The organism is Rhodococcus sp. 14-2483-1-1, from assembly GCF_002259335.1.
GTDB lineage: Bacteria > Actinomycetota > Actinomycetes > Mycobacteriales > Mycobacteriaceae > Rhodococcoides.
Genome location: NZ_NPFX01000014.1, coordinates 547,477 through 560,740, shown reverse-complemented (window position 1 = coordinate 560,740; position 13,264 = coordinate 547,477). Strand labels below are relative to the sequence as shown.

Genomic DNA, 13,264 nt, shown 5'->3' with positions numbered 1-13,264 from the left:
CCGGGAACGTGTGTTCGAATACTTGTCGGTGGGTCGCGATAGATTCTGTCCATGCTTTCGGGGGACGGCGGATCAGGGGTGGACGGCATCGAAACGGTGCCGCCCGCCCCTGAGGTGTCCGATCCCGACCTGTCGGTGCTGGTGGACCGTGTCGAGTCCGCGTTCGCCGAGTTGGCCACGCAGGCATCGGCGTCGTGGACCAATGCCGACCGGCGTGCGGTGATCCAACGCATGGAAACACTCACCCGATCGGTGACGGCGTACTCGTACACCTGCCTCAACGAGTTGATCGCTCAGCACGGCCTCGATGTGTATCCGGGGTCGGTGCCGTCGTCGGTGGCGTGGATGCTGCGGATCACCCCACGAGCAGCCGGTGCACGGGTGCGTCTGGCTGCGGAGTTGGGTGATCGCACCGCACTGTCCGGTGAAGTCCTCCCTCCGCTGCTGCCGCACACCGCGGCAGCACTACGGGCGGGGTTGCTCGATACCAAGCATGTGCAGATGATCCGCGAATTCTTCAAGCACTTGCCGGCCAGTGTCGACCCGCAGACCCGGGATCTCGCAGAACAGCAGTTGGTGGGCTACGCCTCGACCAGACTCCCCGACGACTTCGCACCGCTGGTGGCGCACCTGGACTCGATCCTCAACCCCGACGGCGACTACGACGAGGACGAGGACGAGGACGAGGACGAGGACGGTAAGCCCAAGCCACGCAAACGACGCGACGCGTTCTTCTACCTCGGTGAGCAGGGTGCCGACGGGATGTCGGAAGGCAACTTCTGCGTCGACCCCGAACTACGCGCCTACCTCGAAGCCCTGTTCTCGAAAGCTGCGAAACCCGGCCAGAACAACCCGGCAGACCCCACGTCGGTCGACAACGAGAACGACGCTGACAGCAAGTCCACTGCATCGCAGCCCGAGCCGACGTCCCGCGATGCAGGGTCGAGCGATGCAGGCCTGTGGGATGGAACGGACTGCAACGATAACGATGCCTGCGGTGAGGGCGACTGCAGCGACGGTATCGACTGTGGTTGCGGCACAGAGCCCGACGACACGCGCGACTCCGACGGATACGACGGCTCCGACGACACTGCAGGCGCTGCCGACCCCGGCGGTCACTCCGGATCCGACGCCGATGATGACGACGACGATGACGCGGATAAGGCAGCAGCGCGGGATGCTGCCGCAGCGCGGGATCGACGCACCCAGAACGAACGCCGTCACGACGCCCTGAAACTGGCACTGCGGCACACACTCGCCTCCGGGACCCTCGGCACCCACCGCGGCCTGCCCGTCACCGCGATCGTCACCATGACCCTGAAAGATCTCGACGCCGGTTGTGGTTACGCGATGACCGGCACCGGATCCCGAGTGTCGATCCGCGATGCGATCCGTATGGCGTCCCACGCCCACCACTACCTGACCATTTTCGACGACGACGGCAGAGCCCTCTACCTCGGCCGATCCAAGCGGATCGCTTCCGCCGACCAGCGCATCGTGCTCATCGCCCGAGACCGGGGCTGCAGCTTCCCCTCCTGCACCCGGCCGGCTACCTGGTGCCAAGCCCACCACCTCGACGACTGGACCGACGGCGGCTACACCGACATCGACTCCCTCACCTTCGGCTGCGACATGCACCACGCACTCGTCGGCACCGGCCCCGGCAAGTGGGCAACCACCAAAACCGGAGCAGGACATCGCTACCCAGGCCGCACCCTGTGGCATCCACCATCGGGAATGGACCCCAAGCGCCGTGGGCTGATCAATCACGCACACCACCCAGAAGAAGTCCTCTACCCACCCGAACAGCACGGCGACACCGGAGACGAGGAACCACGACAACCCGCATGACGACCCACACCAGCCTCAGGGCACAGCTCTGCTTGCTGCACAGACATGCGCTGAAGCCAAGGGCATGCCACACGGCGAGTGATCTACTCTTGCGCCCACTACCGATCAGGTCTTCGATAAGGGCAACGACCATCGAAGGGGCGCAAGCACATGGCGTACGACGAGCTACTTGCAGACCGCGTTCGCGACATCCTCTCCGATCAGGAAAGTCTGCGCGAGCAGAAAATGTTCGGCGGTCTGGCCTTCATGGTGCGAGACAAGATGGTGGTGTGCGTCGGCACCGGGAATCGTGCTCTGCTGGTTCGGGTGGACGGAGTTCGCGAACCCGAATACCTCGAGCGCGACGGAACAGACCATGCCGTGATGGGCCAAGCTCGGTCGATGGGCGCAGGGTGGATCACCGTCGATGCGAACGCACTGACGGGCGAAACAGCGCTGGAATTCTGGATCGCCGCGGCGCTCGAACACAACACCACCGCGGCCGGCTGACCGGCACCGAAACGCTCCTCGGCTGTGCCGCACCCACCTACGGAGTAAGCCGGGAACTCACTGCCGCGGATTCATTCGAGACTCTTCTCGAAGGGATGTGATCCGACAGTCTTGGACGGCAAGCTCCGGTCGAACAATGGGGTGTATCCGGCTGCCAGGTACAGGGCAACTGCTTCAGGCTGATTCCAGCCGGTTGTCAGATACACCCGGCGATATCCACGATCGCGTGCGCTGCGTTCCAACTCGGCCACAACGAGTTTTCCGAATCCCCTACCGCGGTGCGCTTTCGAGGTCCAGATTCGCTTGAGCTCGGCGGTAGTCGAGTCGTACTGCCGGTACGCGCCGCCGGCAACCGGAACACCGTCGTCCAACGCCATCACCAGCACACCGCCCGGAGGGGCGAACTCTCGAGCGGGATAGGACTTCAATTCTTGATATTGAACGCCGGGACTGCGGCCGTACCTGGACGCATACTCGGCCGCCAGCTCCTGCAGCAGAGGCGTCGCAAGGGGATCGTTCTGATCGACCTCGACGAAGTTCAGCCGTACTGGACCGGTGTCGCCACTGCGAGTGTTCAGATCGAACGTTGCGCTCATATGCTTCCTGTCTCGATTATCCGTCGACCAGATCTGCGACCAATTCCCCGACCGCAGGGGCGAACTTGAATCCGTGGCCCGAAAATCCCGCAGCCACAACGGTTTTGCCACTGCGTCCGATGGAGAAGTTGGAATCGGGAGTACTGGTGTACAGACACGTCAGCGGGTCGGCCGTATCGGCGTTCACTCCAGGAAGCCACGTCCGTGCGTACTCGATCAGGCGATCGACTCCCGCGGGATCGGCCACGAAGTCGCGGGTGTGCGGATCGACGACCGGTCCGGTGGCATGCTCGCCGATCTTGACGCCGTCGGGCGACGACAACCCGTAGATGCCGGCAGTATCGAGAAGTGCACCGGGGTGGTGGATGAAGCTCGGCCACAATTCGTCGGAAAGCAACGGCGCGAAATGCGCCGGCTGCTCCTGCGTGGTGACCAACGGCGGAGTGGCACCGTACGGCGCGAACTCGGCCGTCCATGCTCCCGCCGCGAGAACGACCACGTCCGCACCGTAGGTGTGGGTATCCGTCACCACGTCGGAGCCGGAGATCTCACGCACGGGCGTCTCGTATTCGACCGTCGCACCGCGTGAGCGAGCTGCCGCTACAGCTGCGGCGACGCTGTGATCGGCGTGAAGTCGCCCGGCCGCAGCATGGAACAGCACTGTGGTGTCGAATCGTAGACCGGGCCACCGCCGCTGCGCAGCAATGGGTTCCAACACTTCGAACTCCAGACCCGTCCGCTCGAGTGCGCCGATCCTCGGATTCACCGTGCTCGGATCTCCATGATCGACGGCTCCCGTGATGTCCAACAATTCTGAGTCGGTAGCGGTTTCGAGCTCACGCCAAAGTCCGTGTGCCCGGGCGGCCAGTGCCACGTAGTAGTCGTCGGCATATGCGTGCCGAAAAATTCGCGAGCTGCCGTGCGAGGCACCGTTCTTGTGCCCCGGCCCGAACTGCTCGAGCAGGGTGACGTCATGACCGCGTCGCGCAATCTGCCACGCCGACGACGCTCCCATGATGCCGCCACCGACGACTACTACTTTCACCGTCTGCCTACGCTGCGGGCTTGCGGGGCAGCCCGGGCGGGTTGATGACCGACTCGGACACAGCCTCGGACTGCAGACCCCAGCGGTCGATCACCTTCTGGTAGCTGCCATCGTCGATGGCATGTTGGAGCGCCTCGCGGACCGCCTCGATGAGACCGTTGTCCTTCTTCGTCAGCACCGCGATCTCACCCTGCAGCGCGTCACCGGCCCCAGAGAAGGTGCCGACAACCTTCGATTCGCCACTGGTCGCGGCGTGGTAGACAGCAGAGGGGTTCGGCCCGAGATAACCGTCGATGCGCTTGGATCCCAATGCCAAATAGTAGTCGGAGGTGTTCTGGTAGTAGGCCAGCTCAGCCGGCGCGAGACCCTCGGCCACGTTCGCCTCGTTCCAGTCCACCAACAGCTGTTCCTGGTTGGTGCCGGACCCGACGCCGATCTTCTTGCCGGCGATGTCCTGACGCTTCTCCACCTTCCAGTCGGTGTCCTTCTGGGTCTCGAACGCAAGATTGTCGAGCCGGTAGGTGGCGAAGTCGTACTTGTCTTTTCGCTCCTCGGTGACCGTGACGTTGGAGATGAACACGTCGTTCTCACCGGAGTCGATCTTGACGAAGTTCTGCGACCAGTCGGCAACTTGCAGATCGACGTCCAGCCCGAGAATATCTCCGACGAGGTAGGAGAAGTCGACCTCGGATCCGACGATGGTGGTGTCGTCGGTGGCGTAGAAGCGCAGCGGCGGCGCAGTTCCGCCCGCGCCGGTGACGATCAGCGTGCCTCGATCTCGAATGGCCTGTGGCACTTTTGCGGCGATCTCGTCTACCTTGTCGACTCGGACTCTTTCGGTCTGCTCGGGTGTGAGGTCGAAGCTTTGCCCGCCCTCGGTCACGACCTGCGACTCGGCCTCGGGTTCGCTGCAGGCGGTCGCGGTGAGCGCCACGATGGCCATTGCTGCGGCTATGACCGTCAGCCTGCGTGATGGTTTCGACATGAGTGTTGTCCGTCTTTCGCTGAAGTGAGGTGGTTTACAGAACGTGGGAGAGGAAAGCTTTGGTCCGCTCGTGCTGCGGGGAGTCGAGAAGTGCTGCAGGAGTTCCCTGTTCGACGATGACGCCGGCGTCCATGAATACAATGGTGTCGGCGATGTCGCGGGCGAAGGCGACTTCGTGGGTGACGATCACCAGCGTGGCACCATCGCGGGCAAGTCCGCGGATGACTTCCAGTACCTCGCCGACGAGCTCCGGATCGAGCGCCGAGGTGGGCTCGTCGAACAGAATCACTTTGGGGCGCAGCGCCAGTGCCCTCGCGATGGCCACTCTCTGCTGCTGGCCCCCGGAAAGCCGACGCGGGTAGTCGTGCGCTTTCGCGCCGACACCCACCCGCTCGAGCAGCGCAAGCGCCTCGGGCTCGACGTCGACGCGCTTACGCTTCTGCGCCGAGATGGGAGCCTCGACGACGTTCTCGAGCACGGTCAGGTGCGGGAAGAGGTTGAAGTTCTGGAATACGAACCCGATCTGCGAACGCTGACGCAGAATCTCACGGTTGCTCAGCTCGTGCAGCTTGGCACCCTTGCGTTCGTAGCCGACCAGATCGCCGTCGACCCGGACAGTCCCCTGGTCGACTTTCTCGAGGTGGTTGATGATGCGCAGCAGAGTCGATTTACCCGATCCGGACGGGCCGATGACTGCGGTGACCTCCCCGGGCCGGACGACGAGGTCGACGCCTCTGAGCACTTCGAGGGAACCGTAGGACTTGTGTACGCCGCGCACCTCGACGGCATAGGTCTTCGCGGACGTCGTGGCATCGAGTGTGGTCATCGTGTCGCTCCTCGCGGGGCGAGAGTGATCTCGGCCAACTTCTTTCGCAGCTTCTGGACGGGAGTGAGTTCGATGGTGCGGACCGCTCCCTTGGCGTAGTGCCGCTCCACGTAGTACTGCACCACCGACAGAATCGAGGTGAGAATGATGTACCAGACAGTGGCCACCATCAGCAGCGGTACCACTCGGCCGCTTCGGCCGTAGATGACCTGAACCTGGTAGAACAGCTCGGCGATGGCCATGACGGAGACGATCGAGGTGCCCTTGAACAGGCTGATCACCTCGTTGGCCGCGTTGGGGAGAATGCCTCGCATCGCCTGCGGAAGAATGATCTTGAAGAACTCTCGCCTTTTCGGAATACCCAGTGCTGCAGACGCTTCCAGCTGTCCCTGATCTACGGAGATGATGCCGGCGCGGACGATCTCAGCGGAATATGCAGCCTGATGCAGAGCGAGTCCGACGATCGCAGCCGTCGACCCGCTGATGACGTTGTTGACGTCGAACTCGAAGAAGCTGGGTCCGAACGGAATTCCCACCGACAGGGTTTGGTAGAGATACGCGATGTTGAACCAGAACAGCAGCTGCACGATCAGAGGAATGGACCGGAACGCCCAGATATAGAACCACGCGATCACCTGTAGGACAGGATTGTTCGACAATCGCGCGACCGCCAAGGCGATACCGAGCGCGAAGCCGATCAGGGTTCCCCAGAACGTGAGCTGGATGGTGAGCCACAGGGCCGAGAGCACCGATTGCGCGGTGAAGTACTGGGCGAACGTACCCCAGTCCCAACCCGGATTGGTGGCGAAGCCGTGCAGAAACTGGGCAACCACGACCAGGGTGGCGATGCTGATCACCCACCGCCACGGATGCCACTTCTTCGCTACGACCAGCTGCTCGTCGGGGACCTGCGCGTCATCACCGGGGTTCGAGGCCGCAGGTCGAGCTTGTAGTTGAGTCACCGGAACCGCCGGGTCGGATGGGCAGCGATCATCGCCGTATTGCCTTTCGGAGAATTAGAGCTGTGGGTACGCGAATCGGTCAAGCGTGCGTACAGGTACAGATGTTCATCAGGCGTGCCTCCATCGGTCCTGGCGGTAGCACCCACACCTTCGGCGAGGAAGGGGGTTGCTGCGACGTCATCGAGCCAAGGTCTCTCGGTCGCTCTGGATGGTGACAGGAATGTATAGAACTTCGGATTGAAAAGTCAAGTGCGCGTGTTACTTCGGGTTGTAATCACGCTGATTTCAACTCTTGCCGTCAGAGCGATCGGCCGAATGCTCCCCGAAAGCGGGCGGCGGGATGCGCGTCGGGCAGGCGATCGACACCGGTCAGCTTGCGCCTGACAGTGCCGGTCTCGTATTCACGCTTGGCCAACCCCCGCTGCTGCAGGACCGGCAGTACGTGTTCCACGAACTCGACGTAGCTTCCGGGAAGGGTGGAGTTGATGACGTTGATGCCGTCGACACCGGCGTTGCGCCACTGTTCGAGACGATCGGCGATGGACTCGGGCGTTCCCACCACCCGGCCGCTCCGAGTCCGCATGTGCGCGAGATCGCGAACGGTGGGTTCTCTGTCGGTGATCGCTTCGCGAAGCCACGCCAACGTGCTCTGCGACCCCTCCCCCTGCACTTCGCCGATCGGGGTGTCCAGATCGTAGGAGCCCAGATCGATGCCGATGCCGCCGGCCGCATGCGCGATCATCGCCTCGTCGTCGACGAACTCGTCCAGCTCCGCTTCCTTCCGTCGCGCTTCGTCATCGGTGCTCCCGATGACGAACGACAGCCCCTGATAGAACTCGAGATCGTGTGCTGCTCTGCCATTGTCGACCACCAGCCGCCGCGTGTCGGCAATCAGCGCATGGGCGGCTTCGGGTGACGGGGACGCAATGAACTGCGCTTCGGCATTTCGGGCCGCGAAGCGTCGACCCGTCGGCGAGGAACCTGCCTGGAACAGCACCGGCGTGCGCTGCGGCGACGGCGCAGACAGATGCGGCCCTTCGACGCGGTAGCGCTTGCCCACGTGATCGATCGTGTGCACTTTGGAGAAGTCCGCGTGCACCCCGGTCTCTTTGTCCTGCAGCAGAGCTCCGTCGTCCCAGGAACCTTCCCAGAGCTTGTAGACCACCTCGACGTACTCGTCCGCCCAGGCGTATCGGTCCTCGTGCAGGGCCAGATCGCCGAAGCCGAAGTTGCGCCACGCGTTGGCCGACATGCTCGTCACGATGTTCCAGGCGATCCGACCCTGCGACGCGTGATCGAGGGTGGACATCTTGCGAGCGAAGTTGAAGGGATGCTCCTGCAGGATCGACGACGTGATCGCAATGCCCAGATGTTCTGTCGCATAGGCGATCGCCGATGCAACTACGGATGGATCGTGGCTCGGGATCTGCAATCCGGACTCGACGAACTTGCGCGACGAGCCTCGGTGGTCGTTGTACAGGCCGACGACGTCCGCGAAGAAGATGAAGTCGAACTTCCCCTGCTCGAGCAGTCGGGCCAGCGAGACCCAGTGTTCGAGGGACGCGAAATTCGTCTGCTCTGCTTCCGGCTTGCGCCACGCACCGTGCACGATGTGCGAGGTGGTGTTCATGACGAATGCGGAGAACCTGAGCGGCCGAGTCATACCGCCACCATGCCACGAACACACACGACCCGGCGATGCTGGAACACTCCGCGGACGGCAGCAGCGCACCGAGCACAGCCCCTCGAATCAGCCTGATTTCAACCATTGCGTCGCGCCCTGGACGCGGCGAGCCTTTTCGGTAGCGAATCGTTCTGTGCGGGCTGGGTCTCGCGCAGCGTCGACGAAAGGAAATGGGTCGCCACGATGCCGAACAGCTCTGCCACGTCGAAGAACACCGCAATCGCCATGATCGAACGCAGAATCTCCTCCACCGCCGAATCCTGGGACTGGCAGATCGATGCACTGTGCCGAGGTCAGGACTCGGAGATCTTCTTCTCCCCGTCGGGTGAGGGGCGAACGGCACGTCGCCAACGCGAGGATCGCGCCAAGCAGGTGTGCGCCGGCTGCGGAGTGCTCGACGCATGCAAGCGGTTCGCGTTGGCAGCCAACGAACCGTTCGGAGTGTGGGGCGGCATGACGGCCCGCGAACGGCTGGTTCACCGCGCGAATTCGCGACGTGCCGACGAACGGCAGGCGAGTTAGTAGCAGGAGCGAAGCCGGCGGAACGACCCGATAGTTCAGCAGTCGACCTTGCGGCTCGACCCGGTAGTTCACAATGGACGGGTGAGCGAAACCGAGAAGCCTCAGCAGTGGACGTATCTGATGGACATGGACGGTGTCCTGGTGCACGAGGATCACTTGATTCCCGGTGCCGACACGTTCCTCGCCGAGCTCCAGGCCAACGAGATTCCGTTCATCGTGTTGACGAACAATTCGATTCGCACCCCTCGTGACCTGCGCGCACGCCTCGCATTCACCGGTCTGGACATTCCGGAGAAGTCGATCTGGACTTCCGCTCTGGCCACCGCGACGTTCCTCGGCAATCAGCGTCCCGGCGGCAGCGCCTATGTCGTCGGCGAGTCGGGTCTGACCACGGCCCTGCACGACATCGGCTACACCCTCACCGATTCGAGCCCGGATTACGTGGTGCTCGGTGAGACCCGGACGTACTCGTTCGAGGCCATCACCACCGCCATTCGTCTCGTCGAGAAGGGTTCGCGCTTCATCGCCACCAACCCCGACGCCACCGGCCCGTCCCGTGAGGGCTCGCTGCCGGCGACCGGTTCGGTCGCCGCGCTCATCACCAAGGCCACCGGCAAAGAGCCCTACTACGTGGGCAAGCCCAACGCGTTGATGATGCGGTCGGCTCTGCGTGCGATCGGCGGCCATTCCGAGAACACACTGATGATCGGCGACCGGATGGACACCGACGTGCTCTCCGGTCTCGAAGCCGGACTGCAGACCATCCTGGTTCTCACCGGAATCTCGACGGTCCAGTCCGTCGAGCAGTATCCGTACCGACCGACCAAGGTCCTCGATTCCGTCGCAGACCTGGTGGGCCGCACTCAGAACCCGTTCTGATGACACTCGAATTCGTCCTGTCCCGGCAGGATCACCACGTCGTCGGACTGGGCGTCCGGCACGCTTTTCCCGATGTCGCCGACGCGGTGGCCGCGGTGCGGGAGGGCCGAAACGTCGTCGGCGCAATTCCTTTCGACATGTCCGACGCCACCGCCCTCATCGAGCCGGAGGAGTTCTACCGACTCGACGGGCCTTGGTCGACGGTCGATGCTCAACCGCCGTTACCGGCGGTGACCGTCGCGCGCCAGATTCCCGATCCTGACGTCCATGTGCAGCGAGTGCGCGATGTCGTCGAGCAGCTGAAAGCCGGTGTGGCCGAGAAGATCGTGCTCGCTCGGGCCATCGAAGTGACCGCAGATGCACAGATCGATCCCGCCTCCGTGTTGAGCGCGCTGGTCACCCGAGATCCGATGGGCAACGGCTTTCTGGCGGATCTGTCGCCCGCAGGTAAGACCGGCAGGCACATTGTCGGCGCGAGCCCGGAACTGTTGGTTCGCAAGCGCGGCAACGTCGTCACCTGCCATCCGTTTGCCGGAACGGCTGCGCGTTCCACCGATCCCGTCGAAGAAGCACGCATCTCCGCGGCGTTGGCGGCTAGCGCCAAGGATCAGGCCGAGCACCGATTTGTCGTCGACGAGATCCGTGCTGCGTTGGAGCAGTACTGCGAGACGCTCGATGTGCCCGAGTCACCTCAACTCAGCAGCACTCCGCAGCTGTGGCACCTGTCGACACCCATCGTCGGCACCTTGGCCGATCCCGCGACCTCGGCGCTCGACCTCGCGCTGGCGCTACATCCCACCGCTGCCGTCGCGGGCGTACCCCGAGCCGCGGCCATGGCTGCGATCGCAGACGTCGAGGGCTCCCGCGGCTTCTACGCCGGAGCCGTCGGGTGGACCGACGGCAGCGGCGACGGCGAGTGGATGGTCACGATCCGCTGCATCGAACTCGCTGCGGACGGACTTTCTGGAACGGCCACAGCGGGCGGCGGCATCGTCGCAGATTCCGACCCCGACGCCGAACTGAACGAAACCACGGCCAAGTTCCGCACGGTACTCAGCGTTTTCGAGCACTGAGGTCGCTCCGGACACCGCTACCGATCGCCCGTCGCGTTGAGATCACGGTGAATCGAACTGTGTACATCGACGATCGACAATGGTCAGCTTGTTGAATTCCGCACTGCACCGGCGCAATTCGGGCAGTTCTTCAACCAGCGAAAGGTACCGACATGTCGGTGGACACTCTTGTCGAGAATGACACAGCTCTGCGTGCGATCAAGATCGGCGGCAATCTCGGTGCCCGCATCGAGGGAGTACGACTCGGTGGCCACCTGGATGCGAACACCGTCGAGTTCGTTCGGCGCGCTCTGCTCGAACACAAGGTGATCTTCTTCAGCGGCCAGCACCACCTCGACGACGAAAGCCAGTATGCGTTCGCGGAGCTACTCGGATCGCCGACCACTCCGCACCCCACGGTCACTTCTCGCGGCACCAGAACGCTGTCCATCGACTCCGATTACGGCAAGGCCAACAGCTGGCACTCGGATGTGACCTTCGTCGACCGCATCCCGAAGGCCTCGATCCTGCGTGCGGTCAGCCTCCCGGAGTACGGCGGGAACACCACGTGGGCGTCACAGACTGCCGCCTACGCGCAGCTGCCGGATTCGTTGAAGGCGTTGGTCGACAACCTCTGGGCCACCCACTCGAACACCTACGACTATGCGGCGACAGCGGCAGAGAAAATTCAGAACTCGAAGACCGAGGAGTACCGGAAGGAATTCCAGTCCACCTACTTCGAGACCGAGCATCCGGTGGTGCGAGTACACCCCGAGACCGGTGAGAAGACCCTGGTTCTGGGCCACTTCGTCAAGAACTTCATCGGATTGTCGACCAAGGAGTCGCAGACGCTGTTCGATCTCCTACAGAATCGAGTGACCAAGCTGGAGAACACTGTTCGCTGGACATGGAGCCTCGGCGACGTCGCCATCTGGGACAACCGCGCCACCCAGCACTACGCCGTCGCAGATTGGGACGATCAGTACCGCCGCCTCGAACGCATCACCCTGGCGGGCGACGTGCCGGTACACCCCAACGGAGAGAAGAGCCGAGTGGTCGCCGGCGATGCCGCGCACTACTCCCTCATCGACAAGCCGGTACCGGTGACACTCTGACCCAGCTACTTCAGCGCCTGGTCCAGGTCTCCGATCAGGTCCTCGGTGTCTTCGAGGCCGATCGAGATGCGCACGACGCCGTCGGTGATGCCCACTGCCGCACGACCTTCCGGCCCCATCGCGCGGTGCGTGGTGGTGGCCGGATGGGTGATCAGTGTCTTCGAGTCGCCGAGATTGTTGGAGATGTCGACGATACGCAACGCGTCGAGCACCTCGAAGGCGCGCTTCTTGCCTTCACCCTCAGGTGCTTCGAGCTCGAAGGTCACGACGGTTCCGCCGCCCGACATCTGCGACTTCGCCAGCTCGTACTGCGGATGTGATTGCAGGAAAGGATATTTCACCCAGCGCACCGCAGGGTGAGCTTCGAGGAACTCGGCAATCTGCAGCGCGGAGTTCACCGAATGCCGCACCCGCACCGGCATCGTCTCGAGCCCCTTGAGCAGGGTCCAGGCGTTGAACGGGCTCAGTGCAGGGCCGGTGTGCCGCATCAGAGTCTGCACCGGGCCTTCGATGTACTCCTTCGAGCCCAGGATCGCCCCGCCGAGTACCCGGCCCTGGCCGTCGATGTGTTTGGTGCCCGAGTACACGACCACGTCGGCCCCGAGTTCGAGGCTGCGCTGCAGCAGTGGCGTCGCGAACACGTTGTCCAACACCACCGTTGCGCCGGCAGCATGCGCCAGCTCGGAGACGCGCCTGACATCGACCAACGACTGCATCGGGTTGGACGGGGTCTCGAAGAACACCGCCGTCGTCGGCACCGACAGCGCCTGCTCCCACTGCTCGAGGTCTTCGCCGTCGACGAAGACGGTCTCGACGCCCCAGCGCGGCAGAATCTCGTTGCACACCACGAAGCACGACCCGAAAAGGCTACGCGCAGCGACCAATCGGTCGCCGGCTTTCAGCAGCGCACCGAGCGCGGTGAACACCGCGGACATGCCGCTGGACGTCCCGAAGCATGCCTCGGCACCCTCGATCAACCGCAGTCGCTCCTCGAACATCTTCACTGTCGGGTTGCCGTACCGCGAGTAGACGAAATGATCGATGTCGCCGGTGAAGGCCTGCTCGGCCGCGCCGGCACTCTCGTACACGAAACCCGAAGAGAGATACAGCGCTTCGGCGTTCTCGTCGAACCCGGATCGCATCAGGCCGCCGCGAACTCCCAGCGTTCCCTGACCCACACCCTCGGGCAAGGGCTTGTTGAATCCGCCGCCTTTGGGAATCCCCTTGTCGCTGCGCTCCTGCCCGCCGCCTGGATTCC

14 protein-coding genes and 1 riboswitch are annotated in these 13,264 nt (G+C 63.4%); of the genes, 6 read left to right on the top strand and 8 right to left on the bottom strand.

What is annotated here, in order from left to right; all coding sequences use genetic code 11:
• The first annotated feature begins 51 nt into the window (after nt 1-51).
• Both CH294_RS13965 and CH294_RS13960 read left to right on the top strand, forming a co-directional pair.
• Nucleotides 52-1,851, top strand: a complete 1,800-nt coding sequence (locus CH294_RS13965; RefSeq protein WP_094738264.1) for an HNH endonuclease signature motif containing protein — start codon at nt 52-54, stop codon at nt 1,849-1,851.
• A gap of 150 nt (nt 1,852-2,001) precedes the next feature.
• Nucleotides 2,002-2,340 (top strand): TfoX/Sxy family protein, encoded by a 339-nt coding sequence (locus tag CH294_RS13960; RefSeq protein ID WP_094738263.1) that lies wholly within the window; start codon nt 2,002-2,004, stop codon nt 2,338-2,340.
• Nucleotides 2,341-2,411: 71 nt separating this feature from the next.
• Here the strand turns inward: CH294_RS13960 and CH294_RS13955 are convergent, their stop codons facing one another.
• The 7 genes from CH294_RS13955 to CH294_RS27480 all read right to left on the bottom strand — a co-directional run bounded on the left by CH294_RS13955 (nt 2,412) and on the right by CH294_RS27480 (nt 8,665).
• Nucleotides 2,412-2,936, bottom strand: a complete 525-nt coding sequence (locus CH294_RS13955) for a GNAT family N-acetyltransferase (protein ID WP_094738262.1) — start codon at nt 2,934-2,936, stop codon at nt 2,412-2,414.
• Nucleotides 2,937-2,952: 16 nt separating this feature from the next.
• Nucleotides 2,953-3,981: an FAD-dependent oxidoreductase gene (locus CH294_RS13950; RefSeq protein WP_094738261.1), complete on the bottom strand. Its 1,029-nt coding sequence runs from the start codon at nt 3,979-3,981 to the stop codon at nt 2,953-2,955.
• Between the two features lie 7 nt (nt 3,982-3,988).
• On the bottom strand, nt 3,989-4,966 hold the full coding sequence (locus CH294_RS13945; RefSeq protein ID WP_094738260.1) for an ABC transporter substrate-binding protein: 978 nt from the start codon (nt 4,964-4,966) through the stop codon (nt 3,989-3,991).
• A 34-nt stretch (nt 4,967-5,000) separates the two neighbouring features.
• Nucleotides 5,001-5,792 (bottom strand): amino acid ABC transporter ATP-binding protein, encoded by a 792-nt coding sequence (locus CH294_RS13940; protein ID WP_094738259.1) that lies wholly within the window; start codon nt 5,790-5,792, stop codon nt 5,001-5,003.
• Nucleotides 5,789-6,685, bottom strand: a complete 897-nt coding sequence (locus CH294_RS13935; protein ID WP_230592365.1) for an amino acid ABC transporter permease — start codon at nt 6,683-6,685, stop codon at nt 5,789-5,791. Before CH294_RS13935 ends, CH294_RS13940 begins: the two co-directional genes overlap by 4 nt.
• A 186-nt stretch (nt 6,686-6,871) precedes the next feature.
• Nucleotides 6,872-6,969: riboswitch (SAM riboswitch) on the bottom strand.
• Nucleotides 6,970-7,052: 83 nt separating this feature from the next.
• On the bottom strand, nt 7,053-8,417 hold the full coding sequence (locus tag CH294_RS13930) for an LLM class flavin-dependent oxidoreductase (protein WP_094738258.1): 1,365 nt from the start codon (nt 8,415-8,417) through the stop codon (nt 7,053-7,055).
• 98 nt (nt 8,418-8,515) lie between these two features.
• On the bottom strand, nt 8,516-8,665 hold the full coding sequence (locus CH294_RS27480; protein ID WP_170944717.1) for a hypothetical protein: 150 nt from the start codon (nt 8,663-8,665) through the stop codon (nt 8,516-8,518).
• Here CH294_RS27480 and CH294_RS13925 point away from each other — a divergent pair.
• From CH294_RS13925 to CH294_RS13910, 4 genes are all read left to right on the top strand, one after another.
• Nucleotides 8,664-8,960 carry a WhiB family transcriptional regulator gene (locus CH294_RS13925; protein WP_094738257.1) on the top strand — a complete coding sequence of 99 codons (297 nt, stop codon included), beginning with the start codon at nt 8,664-8,666 and terminating at the stop codon, nt 8,958-8,960. The genes CH294_RS27480 and CH294_RS13925 overlap by 2 nt on opposite strands.
• A gap of 120 nt (nt 8,961-9,080) precedes the next feature.
• On the top strand, nt 9,081-9,839 hold the full coding sequence (locus CH294_RS13920; RefSeq protein ID WP_068053998.1) for an HAD-IIA family hydrolase: 759 nt from the start codon (nt 9,081-9,083) through the stop codon (nt 9,837-9,839).
• Nucleotides 9,839-10,912, top strand: a complete 1,074-nt coding sequence (locus tag CH294_RS13915) for an isochorismate synthase (RefSeq protein ID WP_094738256.1) — start codon at nt 9,839-9,841, stop codon at nt 10,910-10,912. The genes CH294_RS13920 and CH294_RS13915 overlap by 1 nt, the downstream gene beginning before the upstream one ends.
• Nucleotides 10,913-11,064: 152 nt before the next feature.
• Nucleotides 11,065-12,006, top strand: a complete 942-nt coding sequence (locus tag CH294_RS13910; RefSeq protein WP_037148901.1) for a TauD/TfdA family dioxygenase — start codon at nt 11,065-11,067, stop codon at nt 12,004-12,006.
• Between the two features lie 5 nt (nt 12,007-12,011).
• Here the strand turns inward: CH294_RS13910 and CH294_RS13905 are convergent, their stop codons facing one another.
• A complete protein-coding gene (locus tag CH294_RS13905) occupies nt 12,012-13,226 on the bottom strand; it encodes an O-succinylhomoserine sulfhydrylase (RefSeq protein ID WP_094738415.1) in 1,215 nt (404 codons plus the stop codon).
• Nucleotides 13,227-13,264: the final 38 nt, after the last annotated feature.